The sequence below is a fragment of the uncultured Microbacterium sp. genome (assembly GCF_947632095.1).
Classification (GTDB): domain Bacteria; phylum Actinomycetota; class Actinomycetes; order Actinomycetales; family Microbacteriaceae; genus Microbacterium.
This window is the reverse complement of the sequence record NZ_CANROA010000004.1, coordinates 24,163-48,408: the sequence shown is the minus strand read 5'-3', so window position 1 is coordinate 48,408 and position 24,246 is coordinate 24,163. Positions and strand designations below refer to the sequence as shown.

The 24,246-nt window shown below is 68.1% G+C and carries 22 protein-coding genes; 7 read left to right on the top strand and 15 right to left on the bottom strand.

What is annotated here, in order from left to right; all coding sequences use genetic code 11:
- Window positions 1–18: 18 nt before the first annotated feature.
- A complete protein-coding gene (gene nadE / locus Q0Z66_RS02520; RefSeq protein ID WP_298037370.1) occupies window positions 19–837 on the bottom strand; it encodes an ammonia-dependent NAD(+) synthetase in 819 nt (272 codons plus the stop codon).
- A gap of 118 nt (window positions 838–955) precedes the next feature.
- Between nadE and Q0Z66_RS02515 the strand changes: the two genes are divergently transcribed.
- Complete coding sequence (locus tag Q0Z66_RS02515) at window positions 956–1,909, top strand: aldo/keto reductase (protein ID WP_298037369.1); 954 nt, start codon at window positions 956–958, stop codon at window positions 1,907–1,909.
- A gap of 33 nt (window positions 1,910–1,942) precedes the next feature.
- Here the strand turns inward: Q0Z66_RS02515 and Q0Z66_RS02510 are convergent, their stop codons facing one another.
- The 3 genes from Q0Z66_RS02510 to Q0Z66_RS02500 form a co-directional block, all read right to left on the bottom strand.
- Window positions 1,943–4,939, bottom strand: a complete 2,997-nt coding sequence (locus tag Q0Z66_RS02510; protein WP_298037365.1) for an SMC family ATPase — start codon at window positions 4,937–4,939, stop codon at window positions 1,943–1,945.
- Window positions 4,939–6,093 carry an exonuclease SbcCD subunit D gene (locus tag Q0Z66_RS02505; protein WP_298037360.1) on the bottom strand — a complete coding sequence of 385 codons (1,155 nt, stop codon included), beginning with the start codon at window positions 6,091–6,093 and terminating at the stop codon, window positions 4,939–4,941. Before Q0Z66_RS02505 ends, Q0Z66_RS02510 begins: the two co-directional genes overlap by 1 nt.
- A 104-nt stretch (window positions 6,094–6,197) precedes the next feature.
- The gene (locus Q0Z66_RS02500; protein WP_298037358.1) at window positions 6,198–6,506 is read right to left on the bottom strand and encodes a GNAT family N-acetyltransferase; all 309 of its coding nucleotides are present in this window, start codon (window positions 6,504–6,506) and stop codon (window positions 6,198–6,200) included.
- 333 nt (window positions 6,507–6,839) lie between these two features.
- On the opposite strand from Q0Z66_RS02500, the gene Q0Z66_RS02495 reads away from it, so the two are divergent.
- From Q0Z66_RS02495 to Q0Z66_RS02485, 3 genes are read left to right on the top strand one after another with little or no spacing between them, the layout of a single operon-like run.
- A complete protein-coding gene (locus tag Q0Z66_RS02495; protein WP_298037355.1) occupies window positions 6,840–7,568 on the top strand; it encodes a winged helix-turn-helix domain-containing protein in 729 nt (242 codons plus the stop codon).
- Window positions 7,569–7,624: 56 nt separating this feature from the next.
- Entirely contained in the window at window positions 7,625–8,563 is a 939-nt protein-coding gene (locus Q0Z66_RS02490; protein ID WP_298037352.1) for a DNA-3-methyladenine glycosylase 2 family protein, read from the top strand.
- 9 nt (window positions 8,564–8,572) lie between these two features.
- The gene (locus tag Q0Z66_RS02485; RefSeq protein WP_298037350.1) at window positions 8,573–8,782 is read left to right on the top strand and encodes a hypothetical protein; all 210 of its coding nucleotides are present in this window, start codon (window positions 8,573–8,575) and stop codon (window positions 8,780–8,782) included.
- Between the two features lie 3 nt (window positions 8,783–8,785).
- On the opposite strand, the gene Q0Z66_RS02480 is transcribed toward Q0Z66_RS02485, so the two are convergent.
- The 5 genes from Q0Z66_RS02480 to Q0Z66_RS02460 are packed head-to-tail and all read right to left on the bottom strand — an operon-like array spanning window position 8,786 to window position 13,395.
- Window positions 8,786–9,541 carry an ABC transporter permease gene (locus Q0Z66_RS02480; protein ID WP_298037347.1) on the bottom strand — a complete coding sequence of 252 codons (756 nt, stop codon included), beginning with the start codon at window positions 9,539–9,541 and terminating at the stop codon, window positions 8,786–8,788.
- A 37-nt stretch (window positions 9,542–9,578) separates the two neighbouring features.
- A complete protein-coding gene (locus Q0Z66_RS02475; RefSeq protein WP_298037343.1) occupies window positions 9,579–10,337 on the bottom strand; it encodes an ATP-binding cassette domain-containing protein in 759 nt (252 codons plus the stop codon).
- Window positions 10,334–11,353 (bottom strand): iron chelate uptake ABC transporter family permease subunit, encoded by a 1,020-nt coding sequence (locus Q0Z66_RS02470; protein ID WP_298037339.1) that lies wholly within the window; start codon window positions 11,351–11,353, stop codon window positions 10,334–10,336. The genes Q0Z66_RS02475 and Q0Z66_RS02470 overlap by 4 nt, the downstream gene beginning before the upstream one ends.
- Window positions 11,343–12,362, bottom strand: a complete 1,020-nt coding sequence (locus Q0Z66_RS02465; RefSeq protein ID WP_298037337.1) for an ABC transporter permease — start codon at window positions 12,360–12,362, stop codon at window positions 11,343–11,345. Before Q0Z66_RS02465 ends, Q0Z66_RS02470 begins: the two co-directional genes overlap by 11 nt.
- 19 nt (window positions 12,363–12,381) lie before the next feature.
- Window positions 12,382–13,395 (bottom strand): ABC transporter substrate-binding protein, encoded by a 1,014-nt coding sequence (locus Q0Z66_RS02460; protein ID WP_298037335.1) that lies wholly within the window; start codon window positions 13,393–13,395, stop codon window positions 12,382–12,384.
- A gap of 87 nt (window positions 13,396–13,482) precedes the next feature.
- On the opposite strand from Q0Z66_RS02460, the gene Q0Z66_RS02455 reads away from it, so the two are divergent.
- The gene (locus Q0Z66_RS02455; RefSeq protein ID WP_298037332.1) at window positions 13,483–14,247 is read left to right on the top strand and encodes a siderophore-interacting protein; all 765 of its coding nucleotides are present in this window, start codon (window positions 13,483–13,485) and stop codon (window positions 14,245–14,247) included.
- A 9-nt stretch (window positions 14,248–14,256) separates the two neighbouring features.
- Here Q0Z66_RS02455 and Q0Z66_RS02450 read toward each other — a convergent pair whose 3' ends face one another.
- The 6 genes from Q0Z66_RS02450 to Q0Z66_RS02425 form a co-directional block, all read right to left on the bottom strand.
- Window positions 14,257–15,468, bottom strand: a complete 1,212-nt coding sequence (locus Q0Z66_RS02450) for an ROK family protein (protein WP_298037329.1) — start codon at window positions 15,466–15,468, stop codon at window positions 14,257–14,259.
- Entirely contained in the window at window positions 15,465–17,102 is a 1,638-nt protein-coding gene (locus Q0Z66_RS02445; RefSeq protein WP_298037467.1) for a beta-N-acetylhexosaminidase, read from the bottom strand. Before Q0Z66_RS02445 ends, Q0Z66_RS02450 begins: the two co-directional genes overlap by 4 nt.
- A gap of 5 nt (window positions 17,103–17,107) precedes the next feature.
- Entirely contained in the window at window positions 17,108–18,040 is a 933-nt protein-coding gene (locus tag Q0Z66_RS02440; protein ID WP_298037327.1) for a carbohydrate ABC transporter permease, read from the bottom strand.
- Window positions 18,037–18,963 carry a carbohydrate ABC transporter permease gene (locus Q0Z66_RS02435; RefSeq protein WP_298037325.1) on the bottom strand — a complete coding sequence of 309 codons (927 nt, stop codon included), beginning with the start codon at window positions 18,961–18,963 and terminating at the stop codon, window positions 18,037–18,039. Before Q0Z66_RS02435 ends, Q0Z66_RS02440 begins: the two co-directional genes overlap by 4 nt.
- Before the next feature lie 64 nt (window positions 18,964–19,027).
- A complete protein-coding gene (locus Q0Z66_RS02430; RefSeq protein WP_298037323.1) occupies window positions 19,028–20,347 on the bottom strand; it encodes an extracellular solute-binding protein in 1,320 nt (439 codons plus the stop codon).
- Between the two features lie 124 nt (window positions 20,348–20,471).
- Window positions 20,472–21,401 (bottom strand): LysR family transcriptional regulator, encoded by a 930-nt coding sequence (locus tag Q0Z66_RS02425; protein ID WP_298037320.1) that lies wholly within the window; start codon window positions 21,399–21,401, stop codon window positions 20,472–20,474.
- Between the two features lie 71 nt (window positions 21,402–21,472).
- Here Q0Z66_RS02425 and Q0Z66_RS02420 point away from each other — a divergent pair, with 71 nt between their 5' ends.
- Window positions 21,473–23,209 carry an FAD-binding protein gene (locus Q0Z66_RS02420; RefSeq protein WP_298037318.1) on the top strand — a complete coding sequence of 579 codons (1,737 nt, stop codon included), beginning with the start codon at window positions 21,473–21,475 and terminating at the stop codon, window positions 23,207–23,209.
- An 85-nt stretch (window positions 23,210–23,294) separates the two neighbouring features.
- On the top strand, window positions 23,295–24,239 hold the full coding sequence (locus Q0Z66_RS02415; RefSeq protein WP_298037315.1) for an ABC transporter substrate-binding protein: 945 nt from the start codon (window positions 23,295–23,297) through the stop codon (window positions 24,237–24,239).
- Window positions 24,240–24,246 lie beyond the last annotated feature (7 nt).

Sequence of the window (24,246 nt, the reverse complement as noted above, 5' to 3'; positions counted from 1 at the left end):
CGGACGATCCTCAGCCGATCAGCGCCACCAGGTATCCGCCGGAGCCACCGGCAGGTGGCGCTTGTGCTCGCTGCGCAGATACTTCTCCTCGATACGGGCCGCAGCATCGGCATCCACCGGCTTGCCCTCGAGATAATCGTCGATCTGCTCGTAGGCGATGCCCAGTTCGTCTTCGTCCGAGCGACCGGGCCGGTCGTCGAGCAGGTCGGCGGTGGGCACCTTCAGCCACAGACGGTCGGGGGCATCGAGCGCTCGCAGCAGCTCCTTGCCCTGACGCTTGGTGAGACCGGCGAGCGGCAGGACATCCGCTGCGCCGTCGCCGAACTTCGTGTAGAAGCCGGTGACCGCTTCGGCTGCGTGATCCGTGCCGATCACCAGATGACCGTCGTGGCCGGCCAGCGCGTACTGCGTCACCATGCGGATGCGGGCCTTGATGTTGCCTCGGTTGAAGTCCGAGATGGATGCTCCGGCGGCCCGCTCGATATCACTCTCGACGCCGTCGACTCCGCCCTCGATGTTCACCTCGACCAGCCGATCAGGGGCGATGAACTCGACCGCGGCCGTCGCGTCATCCGCGTCGTGCTGCACCCTGTACGGCAGCCGCACGGCGATGAAGTCCGCGTCTCCCCCGCCCGCTCTCATGCGCTCGACGGCGAGCTGTGCGAGACGGCCGGCGAGCGTCGAGTCCTGTCCTCCGGAGATGCCGAGGACGAATCCTCGGGCACCCGTGCGGTCGAGGTAGTCGACGAGGAACTGCACACGGCGTTCGATCTCGTCTGCCGCATCGATGTCGGCGTTCACGCCGAGGGCCTGGGCGATCTCCTGCTGAAGCGTCATGCCTCCAGTATTACCGTCCCGTGTTACCGACCGATGACACGGTTGACAAAGCGGGGGAATAGTGTGGCGCACACCAGCGCTGCCCCTCGTGACACGTCCTCCATCGAAAGCGAGCATCATGACCCTCCTCGGCACCAGCGACCTCGACGTCTTCCCCCTCGCACTCGGTGGGAACGTGTTCGGCTGGACGGCGGACCGCGACGCGTCCTTCGCGATCCTCGACGCCTACGTCGACGGCGGAGGAAACTTCATCGACACCGCCGACTCCTACAGCCACTGGGTCCCCGGGCACAGCGGCGGCGAGAGCGAGCGGATCATCGGCGAGTGGCTCGCTGCCCGCAGGCCGTCCGGCGTGACGGTCGCGACGAAGGTCAGCCAGCACCCCGAGTTCCCGGGCCTGTCGGCCGGGAACGTGCGCGCCGCGGCCGAGGCCTCGTTGAAGCGGCTCGGCGCCGACACGATCGATCTGTACTACGCGCACTTCGATGACCCGGCCACGCCGCTCGAGGAGACCGTCGCCGCCTTCGGCGCGCTCGTCGCGGACGGACTCGTGCGCCACATCGCCGTGTCGAACTATTCCGCCGACCGCATCCGTGCATGGATCTCGCTCGCCGACGAACTCGGCGTCGCACGGCCCATCGCCATTCAGCCCCATTACAACCTCGTGCACCGCAACGATGTCGAGGCCGAGATCATCCCCCTCGCCGAGGAGCGCGGCCTGGGCCTCGTGCCCTATTTCGCCCTCGCCGCCGGATTCCTCACCGGGAAGTACCGGTCGACGGATGCCGCGGCCGTGGATACTCCGCGTGCAGCCGGTGCCGCGAAATACGCCACGGAGCACGGACTGCGCGTCGTCGGCGAGCTCGAGCGGATCGCCGACGAGCACGGGACGTCGATCCCCGCGGTGGCACTGGCCTGGCTGCGCGCTCAGCCGACCGTGATCGCCCCGATCGCGAGCGCGTCACGGGTCGACCAGGTCGCCGGTCTCCTGAACGGAGCACGCCTGCAGCTGTCGGATGAAGACCTGACCGTGCTGCGCAGCGTTTCGGATTGGAGCCCCGCAGCCGACTGATGCCGGTACCCGTGAGGGATGCCGCGGCATCCCTCACCGAATGATGCTGGGTCCCAGCTCGCTCTGAGCGACGATGATCTGCGCGGGGATCTGTTCCTGCATGCTCTCCACGTGGCTGATGACGCCGACCGTGCGGCCGCCGCTGCGCAACTCATCGAGCGTGCGCATCGCGACCTCGAGCGTGTCGGCGTCGAGGGATCCGAATCCTTCGTCGATGAACAGGGTATCGAGCTGAATCCCGCCGGCGCGGGCCGTGACGACTTCGGCGAGACCGAGCGCGAGCGCCAGCGAGCTGAGGAAAGTCTCTCCGCCGGAGAGCGATTGCGCCGGACGCTCCTGCCCCGTGAACGCGTCGTAGACGACGATGCCGAGCCCGGATGCTGCTCCGCGTGCCGCGAGCGCATCGGAGTGACGCAGCTGGTAGCGGCCCGTGGACATGTCGCTGAGGCGGCGGTTGGCCGCGCGGACGATCTCTTCGAGCTCGGCGGCGAGCACGAAGGTCTCCAACGCCATCTTGTGCGTGTTCGGACCGCGCCCCGCGATCGTGTCGGCGAGTCCGCGCAGCACGTTGAAATCCTCGTGCTCGCGCGCGCTCTCAGCATGCGCCGCGTCGGCCGCCGCGATCAGATCGCGAAGCTGCTCCGCGATGCTCTCGGCACGTGCCGCCGCGTCGAGAGCCGTCGTCCAGGCATCACGCGCCTCCGTCTGCGTCTGCTGAATCGCCGTGAGGTCGATCTCCTCATCAGGCAGGGCGCGCTCGTCGAGCGCGTGCAGGCGTTCGCGCTGCGTCTCGCGCTGCACGGTGTGCGCCGTGATCCGCTCATCCAACTCCTGCTGTTCGACGCTGCTGCGCAGCGCCTGGCGCACGGCGTCCGCACTGGCGAAGTCGGAGGCCGCCAGAGCGATCTCGAGGGCCTCAGCGGCTTCGACAGCGGCCTTCTTCGACCGTTGCACCTCGCGCAGAGCCCCGGCGAGGGCCCGGGCGGCGCTGATGCGAGTGCTCACGATGTCGAGCCGCTCCGCGACCGAAGCGAACCCACCGAGCGCTTCGGCGATCGTCTGCTCGGCGTCGGCATGGCGCTGTTGCATCAGCGCCCGTGCCTCTCTCGCCGCCGTCAGGGCGTCGACGAGCGCGGCGCGGTCGTGCTCGAGTTCCTCGGTGCGGGCGATGACTCGAGCCAGCTCATCATCGGTCTCGGCCAGGAGGCCGACAGCGCTCCGCGCGGCATTCAGCGCGGCGCTCAGCTCTTCCAGCTCGACGGCCGCCGACTGCGGGGTGCGCCCATCGGCGACCGCGAGGCGCGCGGCATGATCGCTGCGCGACGTCGAGAGTCGGTCGAGAGCGACGCGCTCAGCCCGAGCGGCCTCATCGCGGGTGTTCTCGGCCGCGTCGATGTCCGTCTGCGAGACGGGGTCGCTGTGCTCGGCGGGCGCCGGATGCTCTCGGGACCCGCACACGGCGCAGGGCTCGTCGGGGAGGAGGGACGCTGCCAGTTCACCGGCGTATCCCTCGAGCCGCCGACGGCGCAGAACGGCGAGGGCGCTCTGCGCCGCGGCTAGGGTCTCGCCGGCATCGACGACGGAGCGTTCTGCGGCTTCCGCTTCGGCACCAAGCTTCTCGGCTTCGAGCGCCGCATCGCGGCGAGCAGTCGCGACGGATACCTCTCGCCGACGCTCATCGAGTCGATCGGCTGCGCGGCGGGCGTCGTCTCGCTGCACGGTGAGCGCCGCGATGCGTTCGGGAAGCCCCGCCCGTTCGCCGTCGTGGGCCTCGAGCCGAGCGGACGCGGAGTCGATCTGCTTCTGCACGGCCTCGATTTCGGCGGCGCGGGCGGAGGAAGCCTTCTCGAGATCGGCCGCGCGCTGCCAGGTGCCGCTCTGCGTCGTGCATCGATCGGCGTAGCCCTCGAGCCGAGCGGGGTCGTTCTCGTGCGTATCGAGGTCGTCATCGCCGCAGCTCCCGTGATCACGCTGCCAGGCCTCCCGGGCTACGGCCTCGCCCTGGAGCGTCCGTTCGCTCTCCCGCTCCGCGCGCTGTGCCGCGTCGAGCACAGCGCGAAGCGCCTCGGCCTCACGCGCACGCTTCAGAGTCGACCGGGCGAGGACGACTTCCGGCTCCGCCGCGTCGAGCCGGGCGATGATCGCACGGACCGCTTCGCGCTCCTGTTGCGCGGCGCGCACCTCACGGGCCCGCGCCACTGCCGACTCTGCCGCGTTCAACCGCACTGATTCCTCATCGCGCCCGCTCGCCGTGCGCACGACCCGGTCATCGGCGCGCTGTTGCGCTGCTCGGAGACCGTCGAGCCGTTGCGGGGCCGGTTGCGCGCTGCCGGAGGGGTCGTGCCCGCCCCACAGATCGGCGTTCGTGACGAGTCGCTCGGCCTGGGCGAGGCCCGCTTCGATGGTCGCCGTGCGCCCCGTCAACGCGTTCTCGGCTTCGCGCCGACGCGCCTCGAATCGCGCCTGCACGTCATCGAAGCGTTCGGTTCCGAAGAGCTTGCGCAGCAAGGACTGCCGCTCCTTGCTGTCGGCGAGCAGGAACCGCGCGAAGCGGTTCTGGGCGAGCAGGATCACCTGGAGGAACTGCTCACGGCTCAGCTGCAGAATGCCGTCGAGCTCTCCGGCGACGTCGACGGCCCGCGCGGCCAGACCGACCCACGCGTCATCGATCCATTGTTCGAGGGCGACGGCGGGCGCCTGCTTGGTCATGCCGCCGCCGCGTTTGGCCGGGCGCAGGTACTCCGGCGAACGGGTGACCCGGAATCGGCCGGCAGCCGTGCTGAACTCCACGACCACCTCGCTGACGTGCTCGGGAGCGCAGTGATCGCTGCGCAGCCGCTTGTCGCCGCTCTCATAGCGCGGAACACCGCCGTAGAGGCCGAAGCACACGGCGTCGAGGATGCTCGATTTACCGGCGCCGGTGCGCCCGGCGATGAGGAAGATGCCGTCGTCCGCGAAACGATCGAAGTCGACCGTCTGCCGGTCGAGGAAAGGCCCGAATCCCTGGATGTCGAGACGGTGCAGACGCATCAGGCCACCGCCTCGGCCGCGACGCGCTCATCGAGCACATCGCCGATGAGCTCGCTCTCGCGATCGCTGGGCCCCTCGCCGCCGCGCACGTGCCCCAGGAACGCCTCGATGCGCTCGGCGTCCGTCGCCGCCGTGCTCAGCCGCATCGCGTAGGAGCGCTCGTCCTGGGCCGCGGTGACGGCAGGGGCGTGCTGCACCATCGCGCAGAAGGGGAAGCGCTCCTTGAGCCGGCGCATCGGCTCGGTCTGCGGCAGAGTGTCGGTGTACACCGCGCACACCCAATCGTCGACGTGCTCGCGGATGTTCTCCTCGGAGAGGATCTCGTCCAGCGGTGCGGTCAGCGTCACGAGTCGACGGGGCACTGGAAGCGGCAGCCACCGCGCCTGGAGCTCTCCGGACGGGCCGAGGTCGATGAGCCAGGACCCTCGCTCCTTGTGCTGTTCGCCGAAGCTGTAGTGCAGGGGCGCGCCCGCATATCGGACCCGTTCGGTGAGTTTCTGCCGCCCGTGGATATGGCCGAGGGCTACATAGTCAAGCCCGTCGAAGACGCTGAGCGGCACGACGTCGAGACCGCCCTGACGCACCTCGCGCTCGAGTCCGTCAGTCGCCTCGACCCCGGCGGCGAAGCAGTGCGCGATCGCCACCGAGCGCCCCGGGTTTTCCTCCATCGCCTCACGCACGAGCCCCATGGCGTGAGCCATCGTCTGCGCCTGCGAGCGCAGCGGCGCGTCCGGCCAGTGACGACGAACGATCGCGGGCTCGAGATAGGGGATGCCGTAGAAGTGCACGGCGCCATCGGCATCGTCGACCACGATCGGATCGCCGATCGCCAGCGGATCGGTCAGCACATGGATGCCGTCGCGCAGCAGTCGCGCCTGGAACCCGAGCCGTGCGGCAGAATCGTGATTGCCGCTCGTGACGATCACGCGTGCGCCCGCCTCGTGGAGCCCGACCAGCGTGTCGCCGAGCAGCGTGTAGGCCGGCCCTGCCGGCGTCGCCGAGTCGAACACATCGCCCGCGACGATCACGACATCGACGTGGTTCTCACGCACCTGCTCGACCATCGCCGACAGCACCTCGCCGAGCGCGACGAGCGTGGAATGACCGTGGAAGGTTCGACCGATGTGCCAATCGGAGGTGTGCAGGATTCGCATACTCACACGCTACGCAGGACCACCGACATCGGTCCCCCGACGTGCCGCTTCAGCCCCCGTAGGAGCCCGGCGGCGCCGTAACACGACGTCACACGCCGACGCGGTCAGCGTCGACGCAGCAGCACCTGCTTGCCGGGGTTCTGCTCGAACCACTCGGCCACATACCAGCACACCGGATCGATGCGGCGATCCGCACGCGACTCGATGTCGGCGACGGCGCCCGCGGTGATGCGCGCAGCATGCCCCTGTCCCCGGAAAGTCGGGATCGTGAAGGCGCGGGTGAGGGCGATCGTGCTCCCGTCGTCGCGGTAGTCGAGCACGCTGACGAGCTTGCCGTCACGCATGAGCGTGTAGCGCGAGGCATCCTTCTCGTCCGTGAGGATGAAGCCATCGATGGTCGTCGAAGAGGTCATGCCTCCACGCTAGGCCACCGCGTCACACGAGGTCTCGTTTTGACATGGAGCGTCATCCTCAGACATAATCCCCCCATGACCACCAACGCACGCCCTTTGTCCGCCCAGGAGGCGAACAGGACTGCCGGGATGATGATGCCCGGCTGCGTTGGCATGTGTTGCCGAATGTGTAGCTGACCCCACCCAGTCAACCCGTTTGACCCGACTCTTTCGCGATCTGCGACGTCGGTGTCCCCGAGCATCCACCTGCGTGCTCGTACACGGCCTTCTCGGTCATTCGTGCAACACCACCGAACCGTCGACCGGTTCAGCACTCTTCAAGGACTCATCATCATGTCGAACATCGCTACCCTCGAGCGTCCCGCTTCCGCTGCTGCCCGCGCTCCGCACCTGCGCGCCGTGCCCCGCTACGAGGAGCCGCTCGCCGCCCCCGCAGCGCCGTCCGCCGCCGATCTTCCGGCCACCCGCTCCCCGCGCGGCTTCGCCCTCTACGTCGGCCTCGACGAGATCAAGGCCGCCGAAGCCGGCGTCAGCCTCCCCCTCCTCGTGGACGCCCTCCGACGCACGCTCGCCGAGCTCGCCCCCGGCGCGGAGACCCACGCCACCGTCGCCCTCGCACCGCACGGCTCCGGCGGCCGCGACCTCGATGTCGTCCGGCTGGCCCTCCAGGAACCCGGCGCGATCGCGCGCTCCAAAGCCGCCGAGGAGGACGAGAAGGACGAGGACTACGGCGTCACGGTCGACATCTCCCGCAAGCGCGTCCTGATCGACGGCGACTCGGCCTCGTTCACGTACAAGGAGTTCGAGCTGCTGCAGTACCTCGTGCTGCGCGAGGGGCGCACGATCGAGCGCTCCGAGCTCGTCGAGGCGCTCTGGCAGTCCCCCGAGGACGAGACTCCCGGCGAGCGCACGATCGACGTGCATGTGCGTCGCCTGCGTGCCAAGCTCGGCCGTTACGAGGACATCGTGCGCACCGTGCGCGGCGTCGGATACCGCTTCGACCGCCACGCCGATGTCGTGATCCGCTACGGCCACGGCACGCCCTCGCCCGACCGCTTCTGATCGCCTCGCACAGCGTTCTTCGGCGCACTGTCGGCCCCCGGACGTAGAGTGGCCGCATGCCGACCGATGCAGAGGACCCCGCCGTCCCCCTGCAGTCGACATATCGTCCCCGCGATGCGCTGAACCTGTTCCGCACGGTCGGTTTCCTCGCGCGCGGCGCGAAGGATCCGACGACGGTCGTCGACGGTCAAACCCTGTGGCGCGCATCGCGCACCCCGCAGGGCGTCACAACGCTCGCGTTGCGGCAGAGCACGGAGGGCGTGCACGCGACCGCCTGGGGGCCGGGCGCCGAGTGGGCTCTCGATCAGCTTCCTCGGCTGTGCGGCGCCGACGACGATGCGACCGGATTCGACGTGTCGCAGCATCCGACACTCGCAGGCCTCGCCCGCCGGCACGCCACAACCAGACTCACCCGAACCGACCTGGTCTTCGACGCGTTCGCGAGCGCCGTCCTCGAGCAGAAGGTCACCTCGCTCCAGGCCTTCGGTGCCTGGCGCGCCCTCGTGTCGCGATTCGGTGAACGCGCCCCGGGGCCCGCGCCGCGGCCCCTGTTCGCGCCGCCCGCCGTCGACGGGTGGCGCCGCATCCCGTCGTGGGCCTGGCACCGCGCCGGCGTCGAGCCCCCGCAGTCACGCACCATCGTGCACAACGCCCAACGCGGTGAGCGCCTCGCCACGGCCGTTCTCGCAGCCGACTCCCCCTCCGCCCGCGACCGGGTGCTCACCAGCCTGCCGGGAATCGGCGCCTGGACGGCATCCGAAACCCGCATCCGCGCCCTCGGTGATCCCGATGCCGTCAGCGTCGGCGATTACCATCTCTCCCACCAAGTCGGCTTCGCGCTGATCGGGCGGCGCGTCGACGACGACGGGATGCTGGAGCTGCTCGAGCCGTGGCGGGGCCATCGCCAGCGCGTCATCCGGCTCATCCTCGCCGGCGGTGCCGTCGAAGCGCGCCGCGGCCCGCGCCTCGCACCGGAGGATCACCGCCGCCGCTAGGCTGGCCGCATGGCGGCGACGAAGAAGCAGCGGTGGACCTGGCTCGGTGGAACGGTGGCGCTGTTCGCCGTCGGAATCGTGATCGGGCTGATCCTCGAGAACGTATGGCTGGGGCTTCTCCTCGCCCTCGTCGTCTCGGTCGTGTGGCTCATCGCCGCCGAGTCGCGCAAGGGCGGCAACACCGGTGTGAATGACGAATCCCACGGGATCGAGCTGTAGCGCTCAGCGCATGGCCTGCGGCCGCGTGCGGACGTCTCCGAGCCCACGCACCACGAGCACGGCGGTGATCGACCCCGCCGCGATGATCGCCGCGAGCACGACGATCTGGAAGCGCCCGGCCTCAAAGGGAGACAGACCACCGAAGATCGCCCCGACGAAAGCACCCGGCAGCACCACGAGCCCCGTCGTGCGCGTCTGATCGATCGAGGGGATCAGCGCTTCCCGCACGGCTTCCCGTGCTCGTAGCACGGTGGACTCGCGCGCCGTCGCTCCCAGCGCCAGCCAGCCCTCCGCCTCGTCCCAGTGATCGTGCAACGACCGGTGAAAGATGCGCGCCGTCAGAGCCGCGATCCCCATCGTGTTGCCGATGACGATCGCGCCGAGCGCCAGCGCGTAGCGCGGCGTGAAATCGATCGCCCCGGTCATGAAGACGATCGACAGTGCGGCGACGACGCCGGCCGCGATCGACACGGCCATCACCGCGACCGTGCGCCGTGTGCGTCCGATCCGGCCGGAGGCGACCGTTGTCGCGACGACGTACATCACCACGAGTGCGGCGGCGATTCCCCTCGGATCGGTGAGGATCCCCGACAGCAGCGCGCTGATCACGGCCAACTGCACGGTCCCGCGCAGCACGGCGAGTGCGGGAGCCCGCAGATGGGGGATGCGGGAGAGCCCGAGGACCGCCGTCGCGAGGGCCGTGAGCGCGATGATGCCGACCAGCGACGGAACGAGGTCCGTCCACGTGAGCGTCGTCATCACGGCATCCGCTCGGGGATCTTCCCCACGGGAGGCATCAGCTGTAGTACAGAGCCAGCTTCTGGCCGTCGATCTCGCGGACGTCGACCGTCGTGCCGTACACCTGCTCCAGGACGGCGGGATCCATGATCTCGTCGGCCGGCGCGTCGGCGATGATGCGCCCATCCCGCATCGCGACGATGCGGTCCGCATAGGTCGCCGCGAAGTTGATGTCATGCAGGACGACTATCACGCGCTTTCCGAGCTCATCCGCCATGCGCCGGATCAGCTTCATGATCTCGGTCATGTGCTTGAGATCGAGATTGTTCAACGGCTCATCGAGGAGAACATACTTCGTGTCCTGGGCGAGCACCATGGCGATGAAGGCGCGCTGGCGCTGACCTCCCGACAGCTCGTCGAGGAAGCGCTCCCGGAACTCGCCGAGGGCGAGATACTCGATCGCGCGATCGATGTGCTCGCGGTCGACGATCGTCAGGCGGCCCTTCGAATGGGGGAAACGACCGAACTCGACGAGGTCCTGCACCGTGAGCCGGGCAGCGATGTGGTTGTCCTGGCGCAGAACCGCGAGGATCTTCGCGAGCTGATGTGAGGGCGCCGTCGCGACGTCCATTCCGTCGACGTGGACGCTCCCCGCCTCGGGCTTGATGAGCCGGCCGACGAGCCCGAACAGCGTCGACTTTCCGGCGCCGTTCGGACCGATCAGCGCCGTCACGCCCTCGTCGCCGAGGGTCACCGAGACATCGTCGAGAACCGTCTGGGAGCCATAGCGCTTGCTGGCGCTGTCGAGCGCGATCATCGCGCCCCCTTTCTGAGGACCAGGTAGAGGAAGAACAGTCCGCCGGCGAACTCGATCACCATCGAGAGGCTGCCGCCGAAGCCGAAGAGCTTCTCGAGGATGAGCTGAGCGAGCAGCAGGAAACCGACGCCGATGAGGGCCGCCGCCGGCAGCGTCCACGTGTGCCGGAAGGTTCCGGCATAGGAGTAGGCCAGGTTCGCGACGATCAGCCCGAAGAACAGGATCGGCCCGGCGAGAGCAGTGGATGCCGCGATCATCACCGAGACGATCGTGAAGAGCATCATCACCGTGCGCTTGTGATTGACGCCCAGCCCGACCGCCGCGGCTTCGCCGAGCGTGAGCACATCCAGTGTCCGCACGAGCGGGATGACGGCGATGACCCCGAGGCCGACGAGCACCGCGGTGAAGGTCAGCAGTGTCGGATCCGGGCGCGTCAACGATGCGAACATCGCGTCCGAGAGCACCTGGAAGTCGAGCGGATCGAGCATGCGCTGCATCCACTCGGTGAACCCCCGGAAGAACGTTCCCAGCACGATGCCGACGAGCAGCATCAGGTGCAGCGAACGCCGCTTGCCGCCGAAGAGCCACGTGAACAGCAGCACGCTGAAGGCGATCATGACGACGACCTGAACGACCCACAGCGTGATCTGGTCGGCCTTGAGGAACGCGGATGATCCCAGGAAGAAGACGATCAGCGTCGAGATCAGCATGTAGAACGAGTCGAACCCCATGATCGACGGCGTCAGGATGCGGTTCTGCGTGATGGTGTGGAACACCACCGTCGATACGCCGACAGCGGTGGCGACCACGAGCATCGCGCCCACCGTGAGCCCGCGGATCTTCAGGGCGAACAGGACGGAACCGGGGATGTCGGTGAACAGGTAGGCAGCGGCGAGGCCGACGATGACGACGACCAGCAGCACGATCCGGTTCGCGGGCTTCGCCCACAGGCGAACGATCAACGACGGAGCGGTAGCCGGAGCGGCCGCCGGGCGAAGGAGTGTCTCAGTGGGCATGGCTCTTCTTTCGCAGCAGCAGCCAGAGGAACAGGATCGCGCCGAACACCCCGACGATGACCGACAGCGGCATCTCGTACGGGAAGCGCACCGTACGCGCGATCAGATCGCAGATCAGGACGAAAACGGCGCCGAGACCCGCGACCCAGGGAATCGCCCGGCGCACGTTGTCGCCGATGATGATGCTCACGACGTTCGGCACGACGAGTCCGAGGAACGGGATGATGCCGGCCGTGACGAGCACGGCCGCGGTGATGATGGCGATGATGACCATGCCGATCGCGACGACCTTGCGGTAATCCAAGCCGAGGTTCGTCGCGAACTCCTCCCCCAGGCCGATCACGCTGAAGCGGTCGGCGGCGAGCCAGGCGATGATGACCATGGCGCCCGCGATCCAGAGGAACTCGTAGCGTCCCTGCATGATCGAGGCGAAGCTGCCCTGCGACCAGGTGCCCAGCGACTGCAACAGGTCGAGACGGTAGGCGAAGAAACTGGTCGCGGCACCGATGACACCGCCGAGCATGATCCCGACCAGGGGGACGAGGACGAGCTGTCGCACCGGGACGGCTTTGACGACCTGCAGGAACACCCAGGTGCCGATGAGCCCGAAGACGGCTGCGACGCCCATCTTGCCGAACAGCGCCATCCCCGGGGCGAAGATCAGCACGAGCAGCATGCCGAACGTCGCGAATTCGGTCACGCCGGTGGTGCTGGGTTCGACGAATTTGTTGCGCACCAGCATCTGCATGATGAGGCCGGCGATGCCCAGCGAGGCTCCGGTGAGCAGGATCGCGACGGTGCGCGGGATGCGACTCGCGATGAAGAGGAATGCAGCGTTGCTGTCCTCTTCTCCGGAGAACAGCGAAGCGGGGGTGATGTCGGAGACCCCGACGAAGAGGCTCACCCCGCTGAGGATGACGAGTGCGACACCGATGAGCACCCCCACCCAGGTCCGGCGGGGCCGGGGCTGGGTGGGGGTGCTCGGTGACGCGGTTGCGAGCGCGGTCACGACCTGATTCGGTTCGCGATCACTTCGAGATCGAGAGAACGTCGTCGATCATCACCTGCGTGGTCTCGAGACCGCCGTAGACGATGTACCAGGCCGTCGGGTTCAGGTAGACGATGTTGTCGTCCTGGTAGGCCTTGGTCTTCTTGATGATGTCGTTGTCGAGGACCTGCGCGGCGGCGGTTCCCTCTTCAGCCGAGCCCGTCGCCGAGTCGCGGTCGACGACCCAGAGCGTGTCGGGGTTGTGCTCGAGCAGGAACTCGAACGAGATCGGGTCGCCGTGCGTCGCGGCCTTGATGTCCTGGATGGCCGGCTCGACGCCGAAGACGTCGTAGACGAGTCCACCGCGCACCTGCGAGCTGCCGCCCTCGGAGGGAGCGGGCGACTGGGCCTTGAGCTCGCCGCCGGAGACCATCAGCGCCAGGCCGTTGCCGGTCTCAGCGGTGAGCGCGCGCGCCTCTTCGATGCCTTCTTCGAGCGCGGCGAGCTGCTTGGCGGCCTCGTCCTGTGCGCCGAGCAGCTCGCCGAAGAACTCAGTGTTGCGCTCGAGGGTGTCCATGTAGCTGCCGGTGATGCCCAGGTCGACGGTCGGAGCGATCTTGCTCAGCTCGTCGTACATGCCGGAGGAGCGTCCGCCGATGATGATGATGTCGGGCTGCTGCGCCTCGATCTCGATCAGGTCCGCTTCGAAGAGCGTGCCCGCGTTGAACGCGTCGTCGGCGAGGTTGTCCTGCAGGTAGTCGGGAACGGAGTCCAGCGGTGCGCCGGCGACCTCGCCGCCGAGTGCGCCGATGTAGTCGACGCTCGACATCTCGAACGCGACGATCTTCTCCGGGTTGCGCGGAACCTCGACCGTCTCGGTGACGTACTCGGGCTCCTCGTCCTCGCCCGCGATGTTGCGCTCCCAGCTGTAGGTGAGCGTCTCCTCAGCGGGCTTCTCCTCGGGCTCGGCCTCCGCCGAGGTTGCGCATCCCGCGAGGGCGAGTGCGGAGACGAGGACGAATGATGCGGCGGCGAAGGCGCGGCGCGAAGACATAGAGAACTCCTTGTTGGATGGGGAGAGGCGATGGCTCACAAGGTAAGCCTTACCTGAGCGCACAGTTAGAGAGGTTAGCCTAAGTTCATGGCCGATGAAAATTCTCTTTTCGAGTTGCGCCGTCAGATGACGGATCTCGTGTTCCGCACCGTATCGCTCACGGCGCGCGAGCGTCTGGCGCCGAACTATGTGCGCGTGCGCCTGGAGGGCGATGACCTCTTCGGTTTCGATTCCCCCGGATGCGACGACCACATGCGCCTGTTCTTCCCCGAGGAGATGCCCGACACCGTCGAGGAGCTGCGGGCGGCGCCGAGCCGCGAGTACACCCCTCTCGTGTGGGGTGAGAACTGGCTCGAGGTCGAGTTCGCGGTGCACGGAGACTCCGGTGTCGGAGCGATGTGGGCGGCGAACGCCCCGATCGGCGCGAAGATCGGCGTCGGTGGTCCCCGCGGCTCGATGCTCATCGAGGGCCGGCCGGGTTCGTGGATGCTGGTGGGAGACGAGACCGCGATCCCCGCGATCCGTCGTTTCGCCGCCCGGATCGGTGATGCGCCGGCGCGCATCGTGATCGAGGTGCGCGGTGCCGAGGACGAGGTCGAGATCGAGGCCCCCGTCGCCGTCGAGTGGCTGCACCGCGGCGATGCACCGGCGGGTTCGGAGCTCATCGCTCTCCTGGAGTCATTGGATGAGGCGGATGCCGTCGGCGAGGCGCCGTTCGTGTTCATCGCCGCCGAGCAGTCGATCGTCAAGCCCGGGCGTGCGCTTCTCGCCCGCTGGGGCATCGATCCCGCCCAGGCGGTCGTCAAGGGCTACTGGAAGCGCGGCGAGGCCGAGTACCACGCCCCGCACTGATCGAGCGGGTCAGAAGACGCCGAGCTCCGATTCCATGATCAGCGACGCGGCACCCAGCAGCTCGAAGTCGGGGTCGTTGGGCTCGACCTCGATGCGCATGCCGTCGAAGACGGGCGGGCGCACGCGCGAGCGGATGCCGTCGACGACGCCCGCCGCGAAGGGCTCGGCGACGAGCTGCTCGGGGCCGACGACGACGACGACGTTGATGTTGAGCATGATGGCGATCGGGGCGATCGTCTCTCCCAGAATCCGCCCGGCCGGCTCCAGCGCAGACTCGCCCTCGGTGTCGAGGCGTCGCTGCAGGTGCGGTGCGCCCACGACCATGTCGAGGCATCCGCGATCCCCGCACCGGCACAGCTCTCCGCCGGGGTCGACCGTGATGTGGCCGATCTCGCCCGCGGCGAACTGCTCGCCGAGCACGGGGTCTCCGCCTTCGAGCACGGCGCCGCCGACGCCGTTGTCCAGGGCGATGACGATGGCGTCCCGTCCCGATCCGTTGCGGAATCGGCCGAGGCCGAGCGCGAGGAGGTTGACGTCGTTGCCGACCGCCGCGGGGATCCCGGTGCGTGCGCGCAGTTCTTCCGCCAGCGGCATCTCCTGCCAGCGCAGGCGATCACCGAAGCGCACCTGCCCCGACTCGTCGACGAGGCCGGGAGAGGCGACGCCGATTCCGACGACGCGCGCTGTCGTGCGCTGCAGCAACAGCTCGACGAGCTCCACGACGCGCTCCAGCGCAGCATCCTCGTAGAGTCCCTCGATGCCCAGCTCGGCGCGCTCGACGACCGCGCCGTCGAGATCGACGACGGCGCCGATGAACCGATCCGGCTGGGTGAGGTTGAGGGCGATCGACACGTTGCCGGTGGTGTCCAGGGCGACGCGCGAGGCGGGTTTTCCGACGCGGGATTCGGCGACGATGCCCGCATCATGCACGAGCCCCGACTCGATGAGCTCGGCCACCAGCGCGCCGACCGTCGGTAGCGAGAGCCCGCTCAGGCGCGCCAACTCCGGGCGCGTCTGCGGGCCCTTCCCGAAAAGCAATCGACGGATGACCGACAGGTTGTGCCGACGGGTGTTGCGGTGGGCCGCGCCGCCGAGCTGCTGGGGGCCGCGGCGCAGCGCCTGCAGCTCCTCCGAATCGAGCGACAGCAGCCCGCTCAGACGCGAGCGGGCATCGCCGGGGCGTCGTCCTGCCACCTCGTCCTGCTCTCCCGGTGCGCTCACCGAACGATCGCGGACGTCAGCTCGTCGATCTCCTGCTGGCGCTCCGCCTGGTTCTGCACCCGAGAACTGACCCCCGGGCGCTCCTGCCACGGTAGCGGGCCATCGGCGCGCCGGTACTCCACACCGCGCTCATCCAAGCGCGTCAGGTGCACCGCGAGACGCTCGGAGAACTCTGCGAAGTCCCCTCCGGTGCCGCTCCAGAGCACTTCTCCTAGAGCGCAGCCGCGCGGCCAGAGCATGTAGTCGCGGTTGCGGCCGGAGTCCAGGTGCTCGGCCCAGAGGTTCGCCTGCGCTCCGCGCACGAGCGCGGCCTGCTCGGGCGTCGCCCATGCGGGCACCGGTTCGAATCCGTACACCTCTTCCACACCGACGACGACGCCGACGGGGATGGGTTCACGGGGGTCATCCGACTGGCGGTAGTCGAAGTACATCTTGTTGTCGGGGCAGGCGACGACGGGCACGCCGCGGCGGAGGGCCTCGCCGATTCCCGCGTCACCGCGCCAGCCGAGGACCGTGACGTCGCTGGTGACCTCGTGCTCGAGGACCTCGTCCCAGGCGAGCATGCGACGACCCCGCTTGTCGATGTGCTGCCGCAGCTGCTCGAGGAACCAGAACTGCAGTTCGCGCGGGCCGCCGAGCCCGCGCTCGCGGGCGAGCTCCTGCGAGCGGGGGTCTGCCTCCCAGGGCCCTGCGGGAACCTCATCCCCACCGAGCCCGATGTCGGCGGAGGGGAACAGGTCGAGCAGCTCGTCGAGCACTGTGCGGAAGAAGTCGACGGTGGATTCCTCGGCGTTCAGAGGATAGGCGCTCACGCCCCACCGCGGGTACACCTCGACCTGCGGCTGCGCGCCGTCGGAGCCGGGGACGCCGAGCTCGGGGTAAGCGGCGATCGCGGCCTGCGAGTGGCCGGGCAGGTCGATCTCGGGGACGACCTCGACGCCGCGCGCCGCCGCGTAGGCGACGATCTCACGGATGTCGTCCTGCGTGTAGTAGCCGCCGTGGGGGCGGATCACCTCGGGGGCGGTCGCATCGGCGGCGCCCTCCTGAGTACGGTTTCGCCAGGCGCCGATCTCGGTGAGACGCGGGTAGGCGTTGATCTGCACGCGCCATCCCTGGTCGTCGGTGAGGTGGAAGTGCAGGCGGTTGAGCTTGTGCATGGCGAGCAGGTCGACGATGCGGTGGATCTCGCGCACGGGCAGGAAGTGTCGGGCGACATCGATCATGACGCCGCGCCAGGCGAAGGCGGGTTCGTCCTCGATGCGGCAGGCGGGGATCGTGATGGTGCGCGGGAGTGCGGATGCTGCGCGCCAGATGCCCTCGCCGCACAGCTGCAGCAGGGTGACGACGCCGTGACGGAAGCCCGCGGAGCCGGCCGCGGCGATGACGATGCCGTCCTCGGCCACGTCGAGTCGGTAGGCCTCGGCCGCGAGGGACTCATCAAGCTCGAAGCGGATGCTGCCGGCATCCCCCGCGGTGATGTCGACGCGCACCCGCGCGCCGGCCCACAGGTGCTCGGTCAGCAATGCCGTGGCGTCCGCCGCCTCGACCGGTGCCGTCACGGACACAGATCCGGTCAGCGCGCAACTTCCCTGCCCGAACTCCGCCTGTCGCGGCCGAGGAATGATCGTGTGCATGCTCATCAGCCCTTCACCGCTCCCGCGGTCATCCCGGTCACCAGCTTGCGCTGCATGAATACGAAGAACACCACGACGGGCAGCGAGAACAGCACGGATGCCGCCATCTGACCGCTCACATCGGTGCCGGTGATCGGCGACGAGAACGACGCCAGCCACACCGGCAGGGTGTACATCGACTGGTCGCGCATGAACGTGTACGCGATGAGGTAGTCATTCCAGGCGTTCATGAACGTGAACACGCTGGTGGCGAGGACGCCGGGCAGCACGAGCGGGAACAGGATGCGCCACAGCACCTGCCAGGTCGTCGCACCGTCGATCTGCGCGGCCTCCTCGAGTTCTGCGGGCAGCGCGAGGAAGAAGCTGCGCATCATCCAGATCGAGAACGGCAGGGTCGCCGAGACATAGGCGAGGATGAGCCCGAAGTAGGTTCCCAGCAGGCCCGTCTCGTTGAAGACGAGGTACTGCGGGATGAGGGTCGCCCCGCCGGGGATCATCTGGATCAGCAGGATCATCACGAGGATCGTGCGGCGGCCCTTGAAACGGAAGCGCGACAGCGCGGCCGAGGCGAACAGGCCGGTGAGGATCGCGAAGACCACGGCACCGCTGACGACGATCAGTGAGCTCTTCAGGTTGTCGAAGAAGCCGGCTTGGAACAGCGCGGTGTTGAAGTTGTCAAGGGTGGGGCTGGTCGGGATGAACTGCGGAGTCGCCTGCAGCGCGTCGCGGCGCGGTGTGAACGCGGTCTTGACCATCCAGTAGATCGGGAAGGCCCAGAGAATGCAGAAGACGAGCGCGATGATGTTCGAGATCGGCGAGGGCGCGTTGAGGCGGCTGCGGCGACGGGCCTTCTTATCGGTGGAGCCGGCGGTGACGAGGGCGCGGGTCGCGGATCCCTCCGCGGTGATCTCCGCGGCGGCGGGGGTCGAGATGCTCACAGTTCGTCCTCTCCCGAGCGGATGAGATGGCGGATGTACACGCTGGTGAGTGCGGCGAGCAGGAGCGCAGTGATGAGCGCGAGGGCCGCACCGGTGCCGAGGTCGAAACTGACGAAGGCGGTGATGTAAGTGAAGACCCCGAGCGTCGAGGTCGATCCGTCCGGGCCGCCGCGGGAGACGAGCCAGATCTGGTTGAAGACGTTGAAGTCCCAGATGACGGAGAGGATCGTGATCAGCAGGATCGTGGGCTTCAGGAACGGCAGGGTGACGTTGAAGTAGATGCGGCGCTCGTTGGCGCCGTCCAGCCGTGCGGCTTCCTTGTACTCCTGGCCGACCTGGGTCTCGGCGGCGTAGACGGTCAGTGCGATGAAGGGGACGGCCTGCCAGACGACGAGCAGCCAGATCGAGGTGAAGGCCAGGGCGGTGTTCGTGCCCCAGTCGGTGGAAGTCATGTCTCCGAAGATGCGCAACTGGGTGAGGATCCAGTTGAGGACTCCGTAGCCGGGCTGGAACATCCAGTTCCAGACGAGGGATGCCGCGACGTTCGGCATCGCCCAGGTGAAGACGAGCACGATCGTAACGGCGGTGCGCATCTTCGAGCCGAGCCGGGTCATGAGGTGCGAGATGCCGACGCCGATGACGAGGCTGCCGATGACGAGTGCGGCGGTGAACCAGATGGTGCGGAAGAACGAGCCCCAGAATGCGGAGTCGGTGAGGATGTCGGCGAAGTTCGCGAAGCCGACGATCTCGTACGCCCCGGTGAACAGGGAGCGCTTGTCGTAGTCGGTGAATGCCATCCACACCATGACGACGAGCGGGATGAGGGTGACTGCCGTGAGCAGCAGGCCTGCCGGCGTCATCAGCAGGAAGGCGGGCAGTCGCCGGTCGGCGAAGGCACGCGACGAGCGTTTGGTCTGGGTCACAGCGGTCTCCGGGTAGGTGTGCAGAAGGGGCGGGCGGCGCAGGATCGGCGCCCGCCCCTGTGGGTCACTTCAGGTAGTCGTTGGCCTTGGCGTCGTAGGTCGCCGCGGCCTCCTCCGGAGTCGCCTTGCCGGAGGCGATGGTGGAGAACATGTCCTTGAGGATTCCGGCTCCCTCGATGTCGGTCCAGTTCGGCGACGCCGGGGTGGCGCGCGAGGTCAGCGCGGCTTCGAAGAAGCCGACGCGGTTCGCGGGGACGTCGGCGGTGACCTTCTCGCCGTTCTCGACGGAGTTGGGCATGAGGCCCTGGCCGCCGAAGACGTGGTCGACCTGGATCTCATCGCTGGTCGCGATCTGCACCCAGATGAGCGCGAGCTCCTGATTCTTGCTCTTGGCAGCGATGCCCCAGTCGGAGCCGCCGAGCATGACGGGCTGCGTGCCGTCGCCGTTCTGGCTGGGGATCGGGAAGCTGCCGAGGTCGTCCTCGGTCAGGTCGGGGTTGGCGGCGATGATCGAGTTGATCGAACCGTTGGTCGCGACGATCGCGCCGGCCTTGCCGTCGGCGATGATCTGCTCCTGCTCGGGGCTGTCGGTGAAGACGGTGTCGGAGGATGCCACCGAGTAGGTGTCCTGGAATTCCTTCCAGGCCTCGAGAGCCTCGATGTTCTCGCTCGCGGTCGAGGTCCAGTTGCCGTCCTCGTCGACGACGGCGATCTCGCCGCCGTGGTCCCAGATGAACTGGAGGCCGACGTAGAAGTGCTGGCCCGGCAGGTACAGAGCGGAGAAGTCGCTGGCGTCGTTGGCCGCCTGGACCTTGTCGAGGGCTGCGGTCAGCTCATCCCAGGTGGTGGGGGCTGCGGTGACACCGGCGTCGGCCCAGAGGGTCTTGTTGTAGATGACGGCGCGGTTGCCGGCGAATCCGGGCACGGCGTAGAGCTGACCGTCGATGGTGGCCGGGTCTTCGAGGCCGGCGAGCCAGGTGTTGCCCTGCTCGAGGTCGGCCTTGTACTTGGTGACGTCCATGAGCGCGCCGTTGGCAGCGTAGCCGGCGACCTGGGTGTTGCCGATGTCGACGACATCCGGCGGGGTGGAGGTGCCCAGCGCCGTGGAGAGCTTGGTTCCGATGCCGTCCCACTGCTGGATCTGGACGTCGACGGTCGCGCCGGTGCGCTCTTCGAACTTCTCCGTCATCGCGGCGATCGATTCGTCGTTGTAGTCGTCCTGCATGATCCAGACGGTGAGCTTCTGCCCCGCGGCATCGACGCTCTCTGGAATCGAGTCAGGCAGTTCGCCGCCCGCGTTATTCCCGCTCGAACCGCAACCGGACAGCGCCAGCGCTGCCATTCCCGCCGTGGCGAAGGCTGCCACGCGCATGATCTTACGCATCTGAACTCCTCTGTGAGTCTCTTGGTGGGCCCACCGCGCACGGTGGATTAATTAATAATCCACACTTATTAATTGGAGCGCAAGAGACGAGACGAAATCGAGACTTCCGGATGCTGCGCCCGCGCTACGCCGTCAGATGCAGCGTCTCGGGGGCTCGGGCCGCAAGATACTCCGCCGCCTCACGGATGACCCGCGACATGGCCCGCGCCGCAGCCGTCGGGTTCACGTCGGAGCGGTGCGCGATGCCGATCGTGCGCATGAGAACAGGAGCGACCAGGCGCACCGAGCGCAGTTCGGGTCGGTCGACGGGAACCGTGGCCGGCACGATCGCCACCCCGAGGCCGCGCTCGACGAAGCGGAGCACCGCGTTGAGCTCGCCGCCCTCGACGACGATCGTCGGGCGCAGGCCCGCCGCCCGGAAAGCGGCATCCGTCGTCGCCCGAAGATCGTAGCTGTCGGCGAAGGCGATCAGCGGCAGATCGGCGACGGCCGCGAGATCGATCGGCCCCTCCCCCACTGCCGGCTGCGCAGCCGATGACACGACGACGAGCTCCTCGCTCAGCAATGGGCGGCGCACCAGCGACGCACCCGCCGCCGGGAGGCGCTCCGAGATCGTGATCAGCGCCATGTCGACCGTGCCGCCGGCGAGTTCCTCGATGAGCCGGTTCGATCCGCCCTCGATCAGCTGCAGATCGATCCCGGGATGGGCTGCGTGGAAAGTCTTCAGCACCTCGGGAACCAGGCTGATGCAGAGCGTGGGTGCGGCCCCGAGGCGCACGCGCCCGCGCTGCAGTCCCGCGAGCTCGGCCATCTCGGAGCGGATCGCTTCAGCATCCGCCAGCATGCGTCGCGCCCGGGGAAGGAGCGTCTCCCCCGCAGCGGTCAACGAGATATTGCCGCGGGCCCGATGGAACAGCTCACTGCCCAGCTCGACCTCGAGAGCGGAGATCTGGCGGCTCAGACTCGGCTGTGCAAGATGGAGGTTCTCGGCGGCACGCGTGAAATGACCGACTTCGGCGATCTCGACGAAGCCGCGGAGCTGCTCGAGATTCATGCTTTCAGCGTATCAACCGCAGTCGGATTATGCATTGGAGTTATCGGCGGCGCATTTCTAGCGTGGAGCCCATGACTGCTGCAGCCGGCGAACGACAGATCTCCACCACCGTGCTCGTGATCGGCACGGGCGGCTCCGGCCTGCGCGCCGCCATCGAGGTCGCCGAGCGCGGCGTCGACGTGCTCGCGGTCGGCAAACGACACCGAGACGATGCGCACACCTCGCTCGCTGCGGGCGGCATCAACGCCGCGCTGGCGACCATGGACCCCGATGACACCTGGCAGCAGCACGCCGCCGACACCATCGCCGAGAGCTACTGCCTGGCCAACCCCCACACCGTCGAGATCGTCGCGCGGGGCGCGGAACGCGGCATCCGCGACCTGGAGCGCTGGGGCATGGACTTCGCCCGCGAGGACGACGGCCGCATCTCGCAGCGGTTCTTCGGCGCACACACCTTCCGCCGCACGGCGTTCGCGGGCGACTACACGGGCCTCGAGATCCAGCGCACGCTCGTGCGACGCGCCGAACAGCTCGATGTCCCGATCCTCGATGGCGTCTACATCACCCGCCTGCTCGTCGAGGGGAACACGGTCTTCGGCGCCTACGGCTTCGATCAGGCCGATGGCACGCGATACCTGATCCATGCGGATGCCGTGATCCTCGCCGCGGGCGGACACAACCGCATCTGGCGCCGCACCTCATCGCGACGCGACGAGAACACGGGCGATTCGTTCCGCCTCGCGGTCGACGCGGGAGCCCGGTTGCGCGACCCCGAGCTCGTGCAGTTCCACCCCTCCGGGATCATCGAACCCGAGAACGCGGCGGGAACCCTCATCTCGGAGGCTGCCCGGGGCGAGGGCGGGATCCTGCGCAACGCCCGCGGCGAGCGCTTCATGGCGAGATACGATCCGGAGCGCATGGAGCTGTCGACGCGCGACCGGGTGGCACTCGCGGCCTACACCGAGATCGCCGAGGGGCGCGGCACGCCGAACGGCGGGGTCTGGCTCGACGTCTCGCACCTGCCGCGCGAGACGATCATGACCCGGCTCCCCCGGGTGTACCAGACGATGCTCGAGTTGCAGATGCTCGACATCACGACCGATCCGATCGAGATCGCACCGACGGCGCACTATTCGATGGGCGGCGTCTGGGTGCGTCCGGATGACCACAGCACGGATGTCGACGGGCTCTATGCGATCGGCGAGGCCTCGAGCGGCCTGCACGGCGCAAACCGCCTGGGCGGCAATTCGCTCATCGAGCTGCTCGTCTACGGGCGCCTGGTCGGGCAGGCCGCCATCGCCCATTCCCAGGGGCTCAGCGCGCAGCGCCGGTCGGCGGAGGCCGTGGAGATGGCGCGGGCCGAGATCGAAGGCCTGCTGGCGTCGGAGGGGCGCGAGAATGTGCGCGCGCTGCAGCGCGCGATTCGCAACACCATGACCGAGCATGCCGGTGTCGTGCGCTCCGAGCAGGGCTTGCGCGCGGGGCTCGCCGACCTCGACCTCATCGAGGGGCGCATGGAGGACATCGGCATCCATCCCGACATCGCCGGTTTCCAGGATCTTGCGCACGCCTTCGACCTCAAGGCCTCGGCGCTCGCGGCACGAGCGACGCTCGAAGCGGCGCTCGAGAGGCGCGAGACCCGCGGATGCCACAACCGCAGCGACTTCCCGGATGAGGACCCGACGCTGCAGGTCAATCTCATCTGGTCGCCGACGGCCGGCGTGACCCGCGAGGAGATCCCGCCGGTTCCCGCGGAGATCGCCGCCCTCATCCATGCGGTCTCCTCCGAGGGCAAGCTCGTCGAATAGCATCCTCTGGATTAAGGTTTGGCTCACCTTAGTTAGGTCGTGCTAACGTCGTCGCGTCCCTCCCCATCGACAGAAACGGTCTTCTGTGAACCGCCGCCTCATCCTCCCCGCCTGCCTCGCCGCGACGGCCCTGCTGCTCACCTCCTGCTCCGCAGCGGAGACGCCGGAAGGCGCCGACGGCGTCACGTTCGCGCACCCCAGCATCGACGGCCTGGAGTTATCGTTCGACACCCGACCCGCGAGCCTCGTCATGGATTGCTACGCATACAGCGCCCTGCACGAGTACGGCCTCGAGCCCGACGCGCTCTTCGGTTTCGACTGCGAGAACCCGTTCGTCATGGGCGACATCGACACCTCCGGCATCGACTTCGTCGGCAAGGACGGAGAGATCGACGTCGAGAAGCTCGCCGAGCTGCGCCCGGACGCCATCATCGGCCAGGGCACGGCCGACGGATGGTCCTGGTTCGATGAGGACGTCAACGCCCAGGTGACCCGTGTCGCGGACTTCATCCCGCTGCCCAAGGGCACCTCGGTCGACGAGAGCATCGCCTTCGTGCGCGAGGTCGCGGAATTCCTCGGCGCGGACGTCTCCTCCGACGCCATCACGAGTTCCGATGACGACCTCGCCGAGGCCAAGGAATCCTTCCGCGCGGCGATCGACGGCACCGGCCTGAACGTCATGCTCACGAGCCCGTCGAAGGAGATGCTCTACACCGGCGTCGGCCTCGTGCAGGCCGACCTGCTCGAAGAGCTCGGTGCGACGATCGTCGGCGCCGAGCCGCCCGCGACCGGGAACCCCTGGGGTCAGATCGCCTGGGAGGATGCCTCCTCCTACGACGCGGACGTGATCCTCATCGAGGGCTACGGAGACGACTACGCCTTCACCACCGACCTGTGGGACGTCCTCCCCGCGGTCAAGGCCGATCAGCTCGGCGCCTGGGGCTCCAAGGGAGCCATGACCTCGAGCAACTATGCGGCGTGGCTCAACGACCTCACGGCTCTCGTCACGGCATCCGACAAGGTCTCCTGACCGATCC